16 protein-coding genes and 1 pseudogene are annotated in these 15698 nt (G+C 69.3%); 7 read left to right on the forward strand and 10 right to left on the reverse strand.

Going from position 1 to position 15698, the window contains the following annotated elements:
- The first annotated feature begins 15 nt into the window (after nt 1-15).
- Complete coding sequence (gene glgA / locus APZ21_RS28465; RefSeq protein WP_054816398.1) at nt 16-1173, forward strand: glycogen synthase; 1158 nt, start codon at nt 16-18, stop codon at nt 1171-1173.
- A 4-nt stretch (nt 1174-1177) separates the two neighbouring features.
- Here glgA and APZ21_RS28470 read toward each other — a convergent pair whose 3' ends face one another.
- The 9 genes and pseudogenes from APZ21_RS28470 to APZ21_RS28505 all read right to left on the reverse strand — a co-directional run bounded on the left by APZ21_RS28470 (nt 1178) and on the right by APZ21_RS28505 (nt 9079).
- Complete coding sequence (locus tag APZ21_RS28470) at nt 1178-2020, reverse strand: putative RNA methyltransferase (protein ID WP_054816357.1); 843 nt, start codon at nt 2018-2020, stop codon at nt 1178-1180.
- 30 nt (nt 2021-2050) lie between these two features.
- The gene (locus tag APZ21_RS33410; protein WP_011211259.1) at nt 2051-2218 is read right to left on the reverse strand and encodes a DUF3117 domain-containing protein; all 168 of its coding nucleotides are present in this window, start codon (nt 2216-2218) and stop codon (nt 2051-2053) included.
- A 168-nt stretch (nt 2219-2386) separates the two neighbouring features.
- Nucleotides 2387-2965 (reverse strand): DNA-3-methyladenine glycosylase I, encoded by a 579-nt coding sequence (locus tag APZ21_RS28475; RefSeq protein ID WP_054816358.1) that lies wholly within the window; start codon nt 2963-2965, stop codon nt 2387-2389.
- A 227-nt stretch (nt 2966-3192) separates the two neighbouring features.
- Nucleotides 3193-3477: pseudogene (locus APZ21_RS28480) on the reverse strand (DivIVA domain-containing protein); the annotation flags it as partial.
- 50 nt (nt 3478-3527) lie between these two features.
- Entirely contained in the window at nt 3528-4664 is a 1137-nt protein-coding gene (locus APZ21_RS28485) for an Mrp/NBP35 family ATP-binding protein (protein WP_054816359.1), read from the reverse strand.
- 19 nt (nt 4665-4683) lie between these two features.
- Nucleotides 4684-5532, reverse strand: coding sequence for a lytic transglycosylase domain-containing protein (locus tag APZ21_RS28490; protein WP_054816360.1), 849 nt, complete (start codon nt 5530-5532; stop codon nt 4684-4686).
- A 127-nt stretch (nt 5533-5659) separates the two neighbouring features.
- Nucleotides 5660-7045: a lytic murein transglycosylase gene (locus APZ21_RS28495; protein WP_420845279.1), complete on the reverse strand. Its 1386-nt coding sequence runs from the start codon at nt 7043-7045 to the stop codon at nt 5660-5662.
- A gap of 158 nt (nt 7046-7203) precedes the next feature.
- The gene (locus tag APZ21_RS28500) at nt 7204-7800 is read right to left on the reverse strand and encodes a DUF1003 domain-containing protein (protein ID WP_054816362.1); all 597 of its coding nucleotides are present in this window, start codon (nt 7798-7800) and stop codon (nt 7204-7206) included.
- A complete protein-coding gene (locus tag APZ21_RS28505; RefSeq protein WP_054816363.1) occupies nt 7793-9079 on the reverse strand; it encodes a magnesium transporter MgtE N-terminal domain-containing protein in 1287 nt (428 codons plus the stop codon). Before APZ21_RS28505 ends, APZ21_RS28500 begins: the two co-directional genes overlap by 8 nt.
- Nucleotides 9080-9141: 62 nt before the next feature.
- Here APZ21_RS28505 and APZ21_RS28510 point away from each other — a divergent pair, with 62 nt between their 5' ends.
- The 3 genes from APZ21_RS28510 to APZ21_RS28520 are packed head-to-tail and all read left to right on the forward strand — an operon-like array spanning nt 9142 to nt 11186.
- A complete protein-coding gene (locus APZ21_RS28510) occupies nt 9142-10098 on the forward strand; it encodes an HpcH/HpaI aldolase/citrate lyase family protein (RefSeq protein ID WP_054816399.1) in 957 nt (318 codons plus the stop codon).
- A 12-nt stretch (nt 10099-10110) separates the two neighbouring features.
- Nucleotides 10111-10602, forward strand: coding sequence for a YflT domain-containing protein (locus APZ21_RS28515; protein ID WP_054816364.1), 492 nt, complete (start codon nt 10111-10113; stop codon nt 10600-10602).
- 2 nt (nt 10603-10604) lie between these two features.
- Nucleotides 10605-11186, forward strand: coding sequence for a suppressor of fused domain protein (locus APZ21_RS28520; protein WP_054816365.1), 582 nt, complete (start codon nt 10605-10607; stop codon nt 11184-11186).
- 5 nt (nt 11187-11191) lie between these two features.
- Here the strand turns inward: APZ21_RS28520 and APZ21_RS28525 are convergent, their stop codons facing one another.
- Nucleotides 11192-12280 carry a magnesium and cobalt transport protein CorA gene (locus APZ21_RS28525; RefSeq protein WP_054816366.1) on the reverse strand — a complete coding sequence of 363 codons (1089 nt, stop codon included), beginning with the start codon at nt 12278-12280 and terminating at the stop codon, nt 11192-11194.
- 127 nt (nt 12281-12407) lie between these two features.
- Between APZ21_RS28525 and APZ21_RS28530 the strand changes: the two genes are divergently transcribed.
- The 3 genes from APZ21_RS28530 to APZ21_RS28540 are packed head-to-tail and all read left to right on the forward strand — an operon-like array spanning nt 12408 to nt 15391.
- Entirely contained in the window at nt 12408-13262 is an 855-nt protein-coding gene (locus tag APZ21_RS28530; protein WP_054816367.1) for a PHP domain-containing protein, read from the forward strand.
- Nucleotides 13259-13525 (forward strand): hypothetical protein, encoded by a 267-nt coding sequence (locus tag APZ21_RS28535; RefSeq protein ID WP_054816368.1) that lies wholly within the window; start codon nt 13259-13261, stop codon nt 13523-13525. Before APZ21_RS28530 ends, APZ21_RS28535 begins: the two co-directional genes overlap by 4 nt.
- Nucleotides 13526-13576: 51 nt before the next feature.
- Nucleotides 13577-15391 (forward strand): FAD-dependent oxidoreductase, encoded by a 1815-nt coding sequence (locus APZ21_RS28540; RefSeq protein WP_082393527.1) that lies wholly within the window; start codon nt 13577-13579, stop codon nt 15389-15391.
- Nucleotides 15392-15698 lie beyond the last annotated feature (307 nt).

Below are 15698 nucleotides of genomic sequence, written 5' to 3' on the forward strand. Positions count from 1 at the left end.
CGGCTTCGGGTCGCGATGCTGACGCGGGAGTATCCACCCGAGGTGTACGGCGGGGCCGGTGTGCACGTGACCCAATTGGTGGCCCACCTGCGCCACCTGTCGGAGGTCACCGTGCACTGCATGGGCGCGCCGCGCGCGGATGCCGTCGTGCACCAACCCGATCCGATGCTCTACGCCGCCAATGCCGCCCTCCAGATGATGTCGGCCCAGTTGCGCATGGCCGATGCCGCCGGACACGTCGACGTGGTGCACTCGCATACCTGGTACACCGGTCTCGCTGGTCATCTGGCCGCGACGCTCTACGGCGTACCGCATGTGCTCACCGCGCATTCGCTCGAGCCGCGGCGGCCGTGGAAGGCCGAGCAACTCGGCGGCGGATACCGGTTGTCGTCGTGGTCGGAACGTAACGCGGTCGAGCACGCCGACGCGGTCATCGCGGTCAGCGAGGGGATGCGCCACGACGTGCTCGACGCCTATCCCGCGCTGGACGCGGATCGGGTCCACGTGGTGCACAACGGGATCGACGCGACCCTGTGGCATCCCGGGGAGCCCGAACCCGGTGCGCGGCCCGTGCTCGAGGAGCTCGGGGTGCGCCGGGACCTGCCGATCGCGGCCTTCGTCGGCCGGATCACTCGGCAGAAGGGCGTCGGGCATCTGCTCGCCGCGGCCCGCGATTTCGATCCCGATATCCAGCTGGTGCTGTGCGCGGGTGCGCCCGACACCCGGGAACTCGAGGTGGAGACGGCCGCGGCGGTGGATGAGCTCCGGCAGCGGCGCGGCGGCGTCTTCTGGGTCAGGGAGATGTTGCCCACCGATCAGATCCGCCAGATTCTCGCGGCGGCCACCGTTTTCGTCTGCCCGTCGGTGTACGAACCGCTCGGTATCGTCAATCTGGAGGCGATGGCCTGCGGTACCGCGGTCGTGGCCTCCGATGTGGGTGGAATTCCCGAGGTGGTGGTGGCGGACGATACCGGCCGCCTGGTGCACTACGATCCTTCGGCCGCGGCCGAGTACGAGCGGGGTCTGGCCGAAGCGGTCAACGAGGTGGCCGCCGACCCGGAACTGGCGAGTCGGTACGGCCGGGCCGGGCGGGCAAGGGCCATCGCCGAATTCGACTGGGACGCCATCGCGGCCCGCACGGTCGAGGTATACGACCGGGTCCGCAAGTACTGATTCGCTAGGCCCGAACGGCGTATTCGGCCACCACGACCGAGGCGGTGACCTCGGTGGTCGCGGGCAGCGCCGCGATGGCGCCGAGTGCGGAATCGTCGGCGTGGAATGCCGAGGGGCCCATGCCGACGACATGGGCGATATCGGCGTGCGACAGCGACATCGGATAGTCGACTACCGAGCGCCGCACCGGGTCGAATAGGCCCGCAAGGGATTCGCCGAGGCGGCGGTCCTTGTCCGGGTCCACCGTAACCATATTCAGCGGACCGACCAGTTCGGCGAGATGTCGCGTGGTGGGGCCGACGACGAGAAAACGCCCGTCGGGGCGCAGTATCCGGGCGACCTCGGCGGGATTGCGCGGAGCGAAGACGGCCAGCACCGTATCGAGGACGCCCTCGCGGATCGGCAGACCGCGCCAGGCATCGGCGAGTACGGATGCCGCGCGGGGATGGGCACGGGCACAACGCCGGGCCGCCGGTTTTGCCACATCCAGGGCGATACCGCGGGCCGTGGACAGCGCGCCGAGTACCTCGCTCAGGTAGTAGCCGGTGCCCGCGCCGATCTCGAGAACCGCCTCGACCGAGCCCCGCGCCATGACGGCCGTCACCACCGCCCGCGCGATGGGGTCGAAGAAGCCCGCGCTCTGAAAGGCCGCGCGGGCATCCAACATGGCCGCGGTATCGCCGCTCATCTTGGTGGACGCACCCGTCAGCAGGCTGACATAACCCTGTCTGGCGACGTCGAAGCTGTGTCCGCGCCCGCATCGCAACGCCCGGTCGCCCGCGTCCAGCGCGAGACCGCATTCCGGGCAAGCCAGCAGGGCGGCCACGTCGGCGAGGGCCCGATGCATGGGCAGCCTCATGCGCCCGGCGCGTACGGACTAGCTGGTGACACTCTTCAGTTCGTCGCCGAGCGCCGCTGCCTCGTCCGGCGTGAGTTCGACGACCAGACGCCCGCCACCCTCGAGTGGAACCCGCATGACGATTCCACGCCCTTCTTTGGTTGCCTCGAGGGGACCGTCCCCGGTGCGGGGCTTCATGGCCGCCATCCTCTGCTCCCTCCAGATCTGCGCGGTTTTCAGCGCACTTTCTTGGAACTCCAGTTGTCACCAACCAGTGAGCTCACCGGCATTTGGCGAGCTACACCGGTACCATTCTTCCCTATTGCCGTTGGGGACGGATACCTGAGTTCGAAATGTGACCCCCAGGTCGAGACTTCACCGGTCGGACGGCACCCAGCAATCACTCAGGTGGTCATCGACCATTCCCACGGCCTGCATCAATGCGTACGCCGTCGTCGGGCCGACGAAACGGAATCCGCGTTTCTTCAATTCTTTTGCCAGAGCGATGGATTCGGGACTGGTCGCCGGGACCTCGGCCGTCGAGCGCGGTCGCGGGCGCGACGGTGGCGCGAAGGACCATATCAGCTCGTCCAGACCGGACCGCAGACCGGCGGCAACTCTGGCGTTGGCGATGGCCGACTCGATTTTGGCCCGGTTTCGCACGATGCCGGTATCGGCGAGCAATCGATCCACATCCGCGTCGCCGAACTCGGCCACCCGTTCGATGGAGAATCCGGCAAATGCGATACGGAACGCGGGCCGCTTACGCAGGATGGTGATCCACGCCAAGCCGGACTGGAATGCCTCCAGACACATTCGTTCGAACATGGCGTCGTCACCGTGCAGTCGGCGGCCCCACTCGTGGTCGTGGTAGTCGCGGTAGAGCTGCGAACCCTCCGACCAGGGGCACCGGATTCGGCCGTCGGAGACGGGTGCGGGTGCGGCGGCGGTCACCGCGGATCGACCGTCGGTCCGGGCGTGTCCTCGGACAGGGGGCCGACGCGCGGGGCGCCCGGGGCCGGGATGTCCGGGGGCGCCGCCGGTTGCACGCCGGTGAGTCCCGCCAGCGGCGACGGCGTCTCGGCGGTCTCGCGGCCCGTTTCGGCTCCGCGGGCGGGCCGCGGCGGCAGCGGCGGCTGAGCGGGGAACGGCGACACGCCGCGCGGGGCGCCCGAGCTCACCGCGCCGCGGGTATGCGCCAGCTCCGACTGCAATTCATCGATCCGCGCGGCCAGCCGGGCCAGCGCCCAGTCGACCTCACCGGCCTTGTAGCCGCGCACCACCTGCTGGAAGCGCAGCGCGCGCACGTCGGCGCCGCTGATCCCCTCGGCGGGCAGCACCGTGGCCGTGGTGCCCTCGGGCAGCGGGCCCAATTCCTCCCCCCGGCCGAATACCGCACTCGCGAGCAGGAACAGCACGACGGCCACCAGGCCGACGAACAGCACGTAGACAAGCAGCGTGAGCATGCGGACGAGCTTATTGGCACGCGCCGACAAGCGACACGGGTGTCCTGCCCCTAGAGGTGGCGGGTGGTGTCGATACCCAGCGACATGCCCGCCAGGCCGCGCCTGCGCACGGCGAGTTTGTCGGCGACCTCTACCAGTGCGATGGCCGCGGGACTCATCGGATCGCGCAGCACGAGGGGGGTGCCCTCGTCGCCCGCTTCGCGCAGCGCCTGTTCGACCGGGATCTGTCCCAGCAGTGGCACATTCGCGCCGACCGCACGGCTGAGACTGTCGGCCACCGTCTGCCCGCCGCCGGAGCCGTACAGCTCCATCCGGGTACCATCGGGCAGGTCGAGCCAGGACATGTTCTCCACCACGCCCGCGATCCGCTGCCGGGTCTGCAATGCGATCGACCCCGCGCGCTCGGCCACCTCGGCCGCGGCGACCTGCGGTGTGGTGACCACCAGGATCTCGGCGTTCGGGATGAGCTGGGCGATGGAGATCGCCACGTCGCCGGTGCCCGGCGGCAGATCGAGCAGCAGGATGTCCAGATCGCCCCAGAACACGTCGGCGAGGAACTGTTGCAGTGCCCGGTGCAGCATGGGACCGCGCCACACCACGGGGGTATTGCCCTTGGTGAACTGCGCGATGGAGATGAACTTCACCTCGTGCGCGACGGGCGGCATGATCATGCGTTCGACCTGGGTCGGCCTTGCGTCGGTGCCGAGCATGCGAGGCACCGAATGGCCGTAGATGTCGGCGTCGAGTACGCCGACCGACAGTCCGCGCGCGGCCATCGCGGCGGCCAGATTGACCGTAACGCTGGATTTTCCGACCCCGCCCTTACCGGAGGCCACCGCGTACACCCGCGTCAGCGAGCCGGGCTGGGCGAAGGGGATCACCGGATCGGCCGAATCGCCGCGCAGTTGCTTGCGCAGGGCGGTGCGCTGCTCATCGTCCATGACGTCGAGATCGACCGTGATCGCGCCGACGCCGGGCACATCGGCCACCGCCTTGGTGACGCGCTGGGTGATCTCGGTGCGCAGCGGGCAGCCCGCCGTCGTCAGGTAGACCTCGATGTGGACGTCGCCGTCCGCGCCGATGTCGATGCTCTTGACCATGCCGAGTTCGGTGATCGGCTTGCGGATCTCCGGGTCGTCGACCTTGGCTAGCGCGCCCCGCACATCCGATTCCGTAACCACTGACATGCCGATGATTTTAGTTGTGTCAGATCTTGGGCAACTCTGCGGGCTTGGGTGCGACGCCCGAGTTGTAGGAGTTGGCCCACGCCATGACGTTGGCGACATAGGCCATCGAGTTGTTGTAGCGCAGGATCGCGCGGGTCTGCTGGGCGAGATCACGCATGTTCAGCCCGCCGCTGCACAGGTACTTGCCCGCGGTGAGCGCGGCGTCGAACAGGTTCTGCGGATCGGCGATGCCGTCGCCGTTGCCGTCGGCGGCGAAATGCTTCCAGGTCTCGGGCAGGAACTGCATCGGGCCGATGGCGCGGTCGTAGCCGCCGAGCCCGTCGAGTTCGCCGTCGTCGCTGTCGTGGATGACGTTGTTGCCGTACAGCGATCCGTCGAGGACCGGTCCGTAGACCGGGGTGAGCGGATTACCGTCGGAATCGACCTTGCCGCCGTAGACGTGCGTGGATTCGACTCGCCCGATGCCCGCCAGCGTCGACCAGGACATGTTGCAGTCCGGATTCTCCGCGGCCAGTACGTGTTCGGCGTTCTGGTAGGCGGCGATCGCGACGCCGGGGACGCCGCCCGGTCCGGCGGGCAGCTCCGCGCGTGCCCGATCCGCGGGCAGCGCAACGGTTTTCACGATGGGCGGCGGCGCGACGTGCTGCTTGGCCACGGCGTGCACCGCGGTCTCGTCGAGCGCGGCGGCCAGCCGTGAGCCGAGGGCGTCGTCGCCTTCGCCCGGGGTCTGCTGGATTTCGGCGAGATCGCCCGGATCGAGATCGGAGGCGCCTGCCACGGCGACCAGTCCGGCGGGAAGTAGACCCGAAAGCGCGAGAACTGAACTCCGCCCGATATTTCCGGACGAAGGTTTACGGTGACGCCCCACGACGGGTGCCCTCCTCCGCTGACAACGAAACGAACCGAGGAGAGATTACCGCATCCGAGATTCATTTGTTACTGCTTCGTGATCTGTCGACCGGTTTGGATTCCGCGATCGTGGAATCCTTTCGGCCCTACGGTGCGGGCGGCAGCGGGATGACGATGTTGAACGGCAGGGTGATACCCGGCTGCTGGGTGGGCGGCGCGGGCTGTTCCGGCGCGGTTTCGGCGGCGGGCGGCTCCGGGTCCGGCGTCACGGTCACCTCGGGTTGTTGTTCGGCCTTCGGCGGTTGCGGTGCGGGAACCTGCTGCTCGGCGGCATTGGGCTGCGGGGTGCACACGGGGGCGGGCTGATGCGCCGCCTCGGGCCGGGCCGGGTCGTCCGCGCCGTACTCGCGCTGGGTCGCCACCGGTGGCCGGGCGGGTTCGCCCGGCTTCGGCATGGGCGCGGGCGCCGCCTGCACCAGGCAGGGGTCGGCGGGTGCGGGCGGGGGCGGCGGGCAGAAGATGCCGCACGGGATCGGCGGCAGGCCTGGGATATTGATCATCGCCGGGGCCTGCGTGGTCGGTGTCGGCGCGAAGGTCGACACGGCGTTGGACGGCGGCTGTTGGGCGGGCCGGCTCTGCTGCGTCGGCGCCACGGTGCCGACCGCGAGCACGTCCGGTCCGGTTTGGACCGGCGCCTGACCCGGCGGGATCAGTTCGGGGGAGATGCCGACCTGGGACGGTGTGCCGCCGGTGCGGTAGGCCGCCGACCAGCTGAGCACGTTGGCGGCGTAGGACATCGAGTTGTTGTAGCGCAGCACCGCGCGTAGCTCCTGCGCCGGATCACGCAGGTTAAGCCCGCCCGAGCACAGGTACTTGCCCGCGGCCACGGTGGCGTCGAAGACATTGTGCGGATCGGCGACGCCGTCGCCGTTGCCGTCGGAGGCGTAGTGGCTCCAGGTGCTCGGCAGGAACTGCATCGGGCCGACCGCGCGCACGTAACCGCCGTCGTTGGCCTTGATGACCTCGTTACCCGGCAGGGTGCCGTCGAGCGCCGGGCCGAAGATGGGTGTCACGGTCGTGCCCGCGGCGTCCGTGCGGCCGCCGCCGGCGTGACCCGATTCGATGCGACCGATGCCCGCCAACAGATTCCAGGGCAGGCCGCAGTTCGGCATGGCGGAGGCGAGGGCGAGTTCGGCGTTACGGTAGGCGGCGAGGACGATCTCGGGAATGCCGAGCGCGCCGCCGGTGGCGGGCAGCGCGATGTCACGCAACGGTATCGCTCCCGCGAACGGGGCCGAGCCGTCGGCGGGCGGGGTCATAGCTGTCAGTTTGCGGGGTGACTCCGGTATGACCGAAAGGAGGCCGACTGTCCGGGAAGGCTGCGTGTCGCCATCGGTGTCCGCGGAATTGCCGGTTCCGGTGGCGCCCGAGGCCGCGAGCAGGGCTTCCTGCGCTCTCGGCACGCTCGATTCGTCGGCGGTGTCGGCGGTCGATCCGGTGGCGACGAGACCCGCGACGACTAGTGCCGACACGGTTATCGGGGCGGATATTCGCATGCGGCCACACCAATCTCTACGTCGTGAGAGCTCTACGTCGTGAGAGCGGCTGCCCGGAACATCACAGACCGGACACGCTCGGGACAACGGTGTCCAGGTTACCGATCAGTCAGGTGGTTGTTGGGCATTTCCCGTCAATCCTCAGCTGAGGGCGGGTTCGTCGGCTCGGCGGCGGGCTTCCGCTCGGAGGACGCGGACTGCTTGCGCCGTCCCTTCCCCGACTTGTTCACATCCGGCGCACGGTGCGGTGACGCCGCGGCCTCGATTCGGTCGAGCACTTCACGCATCTCGTCCAATTCGCGACGCAGATAGTCACGGGTCGCGACCTCGCCAACCGCCAAGCGCAGCGAGGCCAACTCGCGGGCAAGGAATTCGGTGTCCGCCTTGGTCTGCGCGGCGCGCGAGCGGTCCTCCTCGAGCGCGACCCGGTCGCGGTTGTCCTGGCGATTCTGCGCGAGCAGGATCAGCGGCGCGGCATAGGCGGCCTGGGTGGAGAAGGCCAGGTTCAGCAGGATGAACGGATACGGATCCCAGCGCAGTGTGACCACGAACACGTTGATCGCGATCCAGATGATCACCGCGACGCTCTGCAACGCCAGATAGCGTCCGGTGCCGAGGAATCGGGCCACCCGCTCGCTGCTGCGCGCCAGCGCCTCGGCATCCCAGTCGAAACGGAACCGCGACCCGACCGGCGTCTCCAGCCGCTGCCTCGCCGAGGACATCTCACTCATGACCGGTGACTCCCCCGTGTGAATCCTCGTGCTCGCGCCAGTCCTCGGGCAGCAGATGGTCGAGCACGTCATCGACGGTGACCGCGCCGAGCAGGTGGTCCTCGCCGTCCACGACCGGCCCGCACACCAGGTTGTAGGTGGCGAAGTAGCGGGTCACCGCGGCAAGCGGCTGCTCGGCGCGCAGCGGCGTCAGGTCGCTGTCGACCACGCCGCCGACCAGATGCGCCGGCGGTTCGCGCAGCAATTGCTGCAAATGGACGCAGCCGAGATAGCGACCGGTCGGGGTCGCGGTGGGCGGGCGCACGACGAAGACCATCGATGCCAGCGCGGGAGTCAGATCGGGATTGCGCACCCGCGCCAGCGCCTCGGCCACCGTGGTCGACGGCGTGAGGATCACCGGCTTCGGGGTCATGAGGCCGCCCGCCGTGTCGGGGGAGTGCTCGAGCAGCCTGCGGACCGGTTCGGACTCCTCGGGATCCATCAGCGCGAGCAGCGATTCCCGCTCGCCGGTGGACAGCTCGCCCAGCAGGTCGGCGGCGTCGTCCGGGTCCATCGCCTCCAGCACGTCGGCCGCGCGGCGGACCTCGAGGTGGGCGAGCAGATCCACCTGGTCGTTCTCCGGCAACTCCTGCACCACGTCGGCGAGGCGTTCGTCATTGAGCGCCTCGACGACCTCGAACCGCCGCTTCTCGGGCAATTCGCGCAGCAGATGGGCGACGTCGGCGGCGCGCAATCCCTCGAACTGTTGGAGCAGGGCGGTCACATCCTGCGCCGGCCTGCCGCTCTCGTAGGGTTCCAGTCCCGACACCCGCGACCAGTCGACCACGTGCACGGTCCGCCTGCGGCCCAGTCGCCGGTGACCGCGCACCGCGACCCGCGAGATCCGCCAATCCCTGGTCCTGGTCTGCTCGATACCGAGATCGACCACGTAGACCTCGACGTCATCGAGATCGGGCAGGTCGGGATCGTCGACCATGACGTTGGAATCCACGATCTGGGCGAGCGCCAGCAACTCGCCCGGTCGTTGTGCGAAGCGCCGCAGGCTCACGGTGCCGGTATTGAGGGTGACCATGCCCGGTTCGATCGCCGTGACCCGCAGCATCGGCACGAATATGCGCCTGCGGCTCGGCAATTCGACAACGAGTCCGTGGACGCGCGGTTGTTGGCGGTCGTACCGGACGGCGACGACCACGTCGCGGACACGGCCGATAGACTCGCCGTCCGGTCCCAGCACCGCCAGGCCCGCCAGCCTGGCGACGTAGACCCTGGTTGCTGCCATGGCTGCCAGGCTAGAGGTTCGCGGGCGGGCGCAGAGCCGCGCCACGGACGACAGGAGTGTTCATGCAGCCACGACGTTCCGTACTCGCTTGTCCCGGTAGCAGCACCAAAATGATCGCGAAGGCCAAGGGTCTACCCGTCGACGAGGTGTTTCTCGACATCGAGGACGCGGTCGCCCCGGTCGCGAAGGCCGACGCACGGGCTAATATCGTCGCCGCGCTCAACGACTCGGGGTGGGGAACGCAACTCCGGGCGGTCCGCGTCAATGACTGGACCACCGAGTGGACCTACGCCGATGTGATCACGGTCGTCGAGGGCGCGGGGGCGGCGTTGGACGCGATCCTGCTGCCCAAGGTCACCGACGGCGGCCAGGTACGCGCCCTTGACCTGTTGCTCACCCAACTCGAGAAGACCTGCGGACTCGAACCGGGCCGCATCGGCATCGAGGCGCAGATCGAGAACGCCATCGGATTGCGCAATATCGATGAGATCGCCACCGCGAGCGCGCGCGTGCGGACCCTGGTGTTCGGCCCGGCCGATTTCATGGCGGGCATCAACATGCGCACGCTCGTGGTCGGCGAACAGCCCGATGGCTACGACACCGGCGACGCCTACCACCACATCCTCATGACCATCCTGCTCGCCGCGCGCGCCCACGGTCTACAGGCCATCGACGGGCCCTACCCGCAGGTACGCGATCCCGAGGGCTTCCGCCGGTCCGCGTCCCGCACGGCGGCGCTCGGCTACGACGGCAAATGGGTGCTGCACCCGAGTCAGATCGACCTCGCCAACGAGATATTCAGCCCGCGCCAGGCCGAATACGACCGCGCCGAGGAGATTCTGGAGGCATACGCCTATCACACCTCCGCCGCGGGCGGCGCCCGCGGCGCGGTGATGCTCGGCGCGGAGATGATCGACGAGGCCAGTGCGAAGATGGCTCAGGTGGTCGCCGACAAGGGCCGCGCGGCGGGCATGACACGGACCACGCGTTCCACGTCGGCGCGAATACGGACGGAATAGCAGAATGGGGACATGACGAATCCATTGGGAGGCTCGAATCGCGCCCGGCAGGGCTTACCGACCCCGCCGTCGGGCTGGCCGGTGGGCTCCTACCCGACATATGTCGAGGCACAGAAGGCCGTCGATTATCTTGCCGACAACCAGTTCCCGGTGGGGGACGTGACGATCGTCGGTGTGGACCTGATGCAGGTCGAGCGGGTGCTCTACCGGCTGACCTGGGGCAAGGTCATCGGCGGCGGCATCGTGAGCGGCGCTTGGCTCGGCCTGTTCCTCGGCCTGCTGCTGAGCCTGTTCACCACCGGCGGCGCCTTCGGACCGCTGCTGGTGGGTCTGGTCGGCGGCATCATCTTCGGCGTGATCACCACCACGATCCCGTACGCGGCGACCAAGGGACAGCGCGATTTCGCCTCGACCATGCAGTTGGTGGCCGGGCGCTACGACGTGCTGTGCGATCCGAAGTCCGCCGAACACGCCCGCGACATGCTCGCGCGGCTGGCGATCTGATCGTGGGTGTGCTCGACACCGTGCGGGCGGGCGTGCTCGGACATTTCGGCATCGCGGCCGACCGGGTGGATTCGGCGTCGGTGACCTTCCTCGGCGTCGAACCCATCGAGATCCTGCGCATCGTGGACGGCCCCTTCGTGCACTACGCCACGCTCGGCGGTTCCCGCCATCCCATGGGTGATCCCGCCGACCCGCTGGCCGATCCGGTGCGCGGGCCGCGCGCCGAACTCGTGCTCACCCTGCGTGCCGTCGCGGGTTCGACGGCGGGTCTGGTTCGCGCGCTCGGCGTACTCGTCGCGACGCCCGCCGTGGAGGGCGTCGTCCTCCAACCGGACGCCCTGCTGGATCTCGGTGGGCCCCTGTTCGCCGCTGCCCCTTTCACCGCGGTGCTGCTCGGCGACAGCGACATTCCCGAGGTGGCGCTGCCCGAGCCCGCCGAACCGGTGCGGTATCTGACGGTGACCCCGGTGACCGCGACCGAGGCGGCCTGGGTCCGGGTTCGGGGCGCGCGTGCGCTGCGCGAGGCATGGGCCGAGGCGGGTATCGATGTGCGCGATCCGGGCCGGTCCGCGGCGAGCCTGTAGCGGCGTCAGAGCCAGTGGTTGCGTCGGAAGGTGACGAACAGCGCGGTGCAGATCAGCGCGATCACGCTCAGCACAAGCGGATAGCCGTAGGTCCACCGAAGTTCCGGCATGTGCTCGAAGTTCATGCCGTAGATGCCCGCACCCATCGTCGGCACGGCGGCGATGGCGACCCAGGCCGAGATCTTGCGCATGTCGGTGTTCTGCTGCACGCCGACCTTGGCCAGCGCGGCGCCGATGAGCGCGCTCAGTGAGCCGTCGAAATCGGTGATGCGTTCGGCGACATTGGTGTGGTGGTCGGCCACGTCGCGCATGTACCGGCGAATCTCCTTGGGCAGCGGCAGATCCGGTTTGTGTCCGAGCAGTTGCAGCGGTATCGCCAGCGGGTTCACCGCCCGGCGCAGCTCAACCACCTCGCGTTTGAGCTGATAGATGGACTCGACGGCGACATGATTGCGCGGGGTGAACACCTCTTCCTCCATCGCGTCGATGTCCTGTTCCACTGAGGCCGCGACCGCGATGTAATCATCGACCACGTGGTCGGCGATGGCGTGCAGCACCGCGCTCGGCCCGTACATGAGCATGGCCGGGTCGGCTTCGAGGCTCTTGCGCACCGAAGCCAGTTCCGAATGTTCGCCGTGGCGCACGGTGACGACGAAATCCGGCGCGCAGAACACTATGATCTCGCCGGTCTCCACGATCTCGCTGACGCTGTGCATTTCGTGTTCGAGGTAGGCGACGGTGCGCATCACCAGCACGAGGGTGTCGTCGTAGCGTTCGAGCTTGGGGCGCTGACGGGCCGTGACGGCGTCCTCGACGGCGAGGGCGTGCAGTCCGAAGGTGTCGGCGATATCGCCCATCTGGCCCTCGTCGGGATCGTGCAGCCCCACCCAGACGAATCCCTCGCCGCGATTGCGCACCTCGGCGAGGGCGTCGTGATGGGTGAACCGGCCCGGCAATCGGCGTCCCTGCACGTAGACGCCGCAGTCGACGATGGCGCGCGCGACGGGGACCGGTATCCGCGGGAGTCGGCGCTTCGCGCGGTCTCCGGCGCGTGCGGAGGCGCGAAACGATGGCATCGGCGGGATGGACGGCACGAGCCGATGCTACGTCGCGCGCGGGGATCGGCCACAGTCCATCATGTGAGCTTCCGGCGGCGCTTCCGTGGACGGTCGGGTGGGGCGAGGGTGGGTGAGCCGGGTCGGGCACGGTATGACTGGAGGCGTGCGTATCGATCTCCACACCCATTCCACCGCCTCCGACGGCACCGACACTCCCGCCGAACTCGTGCGGAACGCGGCGGCGGCCGGACTGGACGTCGTCGCGATCACCGATCACGACACGACCGCCGGATGGGCCGAGGCGGTCGAGGCGCTGCCCGCGGGGATGACGCTGGTGCGCGGCATGGAGATGTCGTGCGTCGGTCTGGACGAGGACGGCCTGCCGGTTCCGGTGCACCTGCTGGCGTACCTGTTCGACGCGAGCGACCAGTGCTTCGCCGACGAGCGCGAACGGCTGCGCGCCGAGCGCATCGAGCGGGTGCGCGCGATGGCCGAGCGCATGCGAGACGACGGGCTGCCGGTCGACCCCGACGTCGTCCTCGCCTCGGCCGGACCTTCGGCGGGCCGTCCGCATCTGGCCCGCGCGCTGGTCGCGGCGGGTGTAGTGCCCAGTGTGGACGCGGCTTTCGTGGAACTGCTCGCGCCGCACGGCCCCTACTACGCGGAGAAGGCCGACACGCCGCTGCGGCGCGCGATCGAGATGATCGCGACCGCGGGCGGGGTGAGTGTGCTGGCGCACATCCGGGCGCGCAAGCGCGGACGGCTGCTCGCGCTGTCGGATGTCCGCGAATTGGCCGCGCTCGGACTCGGCGGACTCGAGATCGACCATCCCGACCATTCCGAGGCCGACCGAGATCTGCTCGGCGAGCTGGCCGACGAACTCGGTTTGCTGACGACCGGTTCCTCGGACTACCACGGCGCCAACAAGACCGTTCGGCTCGGCGAATTCACCACCGATACCGAGCAGTTCGAGCAGATCGTCGGCAAAGCGACCGGTGTGCCGGTGATCGCCCGGTGAAAGTCCTGCGCTGGTTCAGCGGCGTGGCGGCCGCGGGGATCGTGGTGCTCACGCTCGTGGTGATCGGCGCGGCCGTGGTCGCTGGTCGGCGGGGCTTTCCCGGACCGGGCGGCGAGGCGATCGCCTGGCATCTCGCGGCCTCGGTGGCCGCCGTTGCCGCACAGGCTTATTCGGATAGACGTCGGGGTTTTGCGGCCTTTTTCGGATCTGCGGTCGTTTTCCTGAGCGCTGGAATATTGCTTTGGACACAGTGGTGGGGCTGAACTCGACGTAATAGTTGCGGGCGAGTGAATTTTGACCGAACATTTCTGTTTGTGAGTGATCATGAGACGGATGTTCTGGTTATCGGCGGAGGTCCCGCCGGAACTTGGGCCGCTGTCTCGGCCGCCCAAGCCGGGGCCCGGGTGATCCTGGTCGACAAGGCCCGTTGCGGTGCCTCGGGACCGACCGCGTTCGGTCGAACGTCGCTGTGGCACATTCCTCCCGGACCCGTCCGCGAGGAAGCCGTCCGCCGCGCGTACGCCCACGGCGGGCATCTGGGCGATCCCGACCGCATCCACCGCGTCCTCGACGAGACCTACCGCCGCGTCGAGGAGATGCTGCGGCGCGGCTACCGGTTCCGCGGCGAGCACGGTCGCGGCGCGCTGCGGCTCGGCCTCGACGGTGCGAGCTATCTGCGGGCCATGCGGCACCGGCTCACCGCGATCGGCGTGCGCGTCCTCGATCACCATCCGGCGCTGCAACTGCTCACCGACGCCGACGGCGTCGTGGCCGGGGCGACCGGCGTGCGGCAGGGCGATCACTACCGGCCCTGGACCGTCCGCGCGGGCGCGGTCGTCATCGCGACCGGCGGCTGCGCGTTTCTGTCCGGGCGCGCGGGCACCGACGTCGACACCGGCGACGGACTGCTGCTCGCCGTCGAGGCGGGCGCGGAACTGTCCGGTATGGAATTCTCCAGCGCCTACGGTCTGACCCCGGCCGTCACGACCCCCGCCGCGGCGCCGGATCCGGCGCTCGGACTCGCCATGCACGTCAGCACCTTCTACGACGAATCCGGCGCGGAACTCACCGGTCACCGCGCCGAGGCGTTCGCCGCAATCGCGATGGGCCGCCGCGTATACGCCGCGTTGGACGACGCGCCCGAGGGCCTGCGGTGTCGGCTGTCGAGTCAGGGCGTGGTCGACGGCGCCCGCCGGATTCCGCTGCGCGCGGTTCTGGAGGGCACGGTGCGCGGCGCGGGTGGGTTGCGGATCAGCGCCGCCGACTGCGCCACCACGGTGCCCGGACTCTTCGGCGCGGGCGATGCCGCCACCCGGGAGGCCATCATCGGCGCGGTCAGCGGTGTCGGCGGTCAGCGCGGCGGGTGGGCCATCGCCTCGGGGGTCTGGGCGGGCGCGGGCGCGGCCCGATTCGCGCGCACGAGCGGGACGGGTCGGACCGCGGCGCCCGTGCCCGGCGCCGGACTGCGCGACCGGGCGCGCATCGATCCGCGCGCGGTCATCGGCCTGGTCCAGGAGCACACCCTGCCGCTGCGGCGCAGTTACTGGCGCAGCGCGGGCAGCCTGCGCGACAGCATCGCCGAACTCGACGCCATGTGGCCCGCGGCGGAATTCGAATTGGGCGGACGTGGCGCGGACCGCCTGCGCGCCAGGCAGGCCGCCGCCCTGCTCGCGGTGGCGCGCTGGACCAAGTACAGCGCGCTGGCCCGCACCGAGACCCGCGGCATACACCGGCGCACCGATCATCCCGGTGTGGCGGAGAACTGGCGGGTGCGGTTGCGGACCGGCGGACTGGACGAGGTGTGGGTGCGGCAGGAGTCGAGGCCCGCCGATGCTGCGCCGGGTGATCACGACCTCTCACACGCGGGTCGGCGACTCGCCGGACAGGAGTCCGTCCTGGCGATGCCGCCGCGTCCCGCGGTCGACGTGAGCCCGCCCGCGGAGGCGGGCCGCGCACCGGCCGGGCAGGAAGCGGTGCCGTCGGCTCGCGTCGCCGCGAGTTCATCGCTCGAGGGTGCGCGGGCCGATATCGCGCCGGTCGCGGTGGCGGCTTCGGCGGAGGGGATCGAAGACGGCGCGCCGGTCGGATCGGGGGAGTGCCACGGATCGGCCGATCCCGTGCCGCTGTAGGATTCCCTGTGCGGCTGGTGACCACGGCATTCCCCGCGACCTCACAGTGTGAGAGAGCCCCAGTTGTGTTCTCTCACACGGACTGTTCGCTCCTTTGCGAGTTTCCGCTTACCTCGAGGTAATTCCCGGGTTCTACGCTCGGAATATGACGCGCGACCGGGAAACACGCCACCGGTTTGGCAAGTCGTCATGGTATGCGGCAGAATGTTGCGGATTCCCGACCTTCGCCACCGCCGGGTCCGGGGATGTCGACGATCTCCGCCGCGCGACGCACCGTCGCCCTGAGGATCGCCCCGCAACGTTCCGC

It is taken from the genome of Nocardia arizonensis, assembly GCF_001310275.1.
GTDB lineage: Bacteria > Actinomycetota > Actinomycetes > Mycobacteriales > Mycobacteriaceae > Nocardia > Nocardia arizonensis.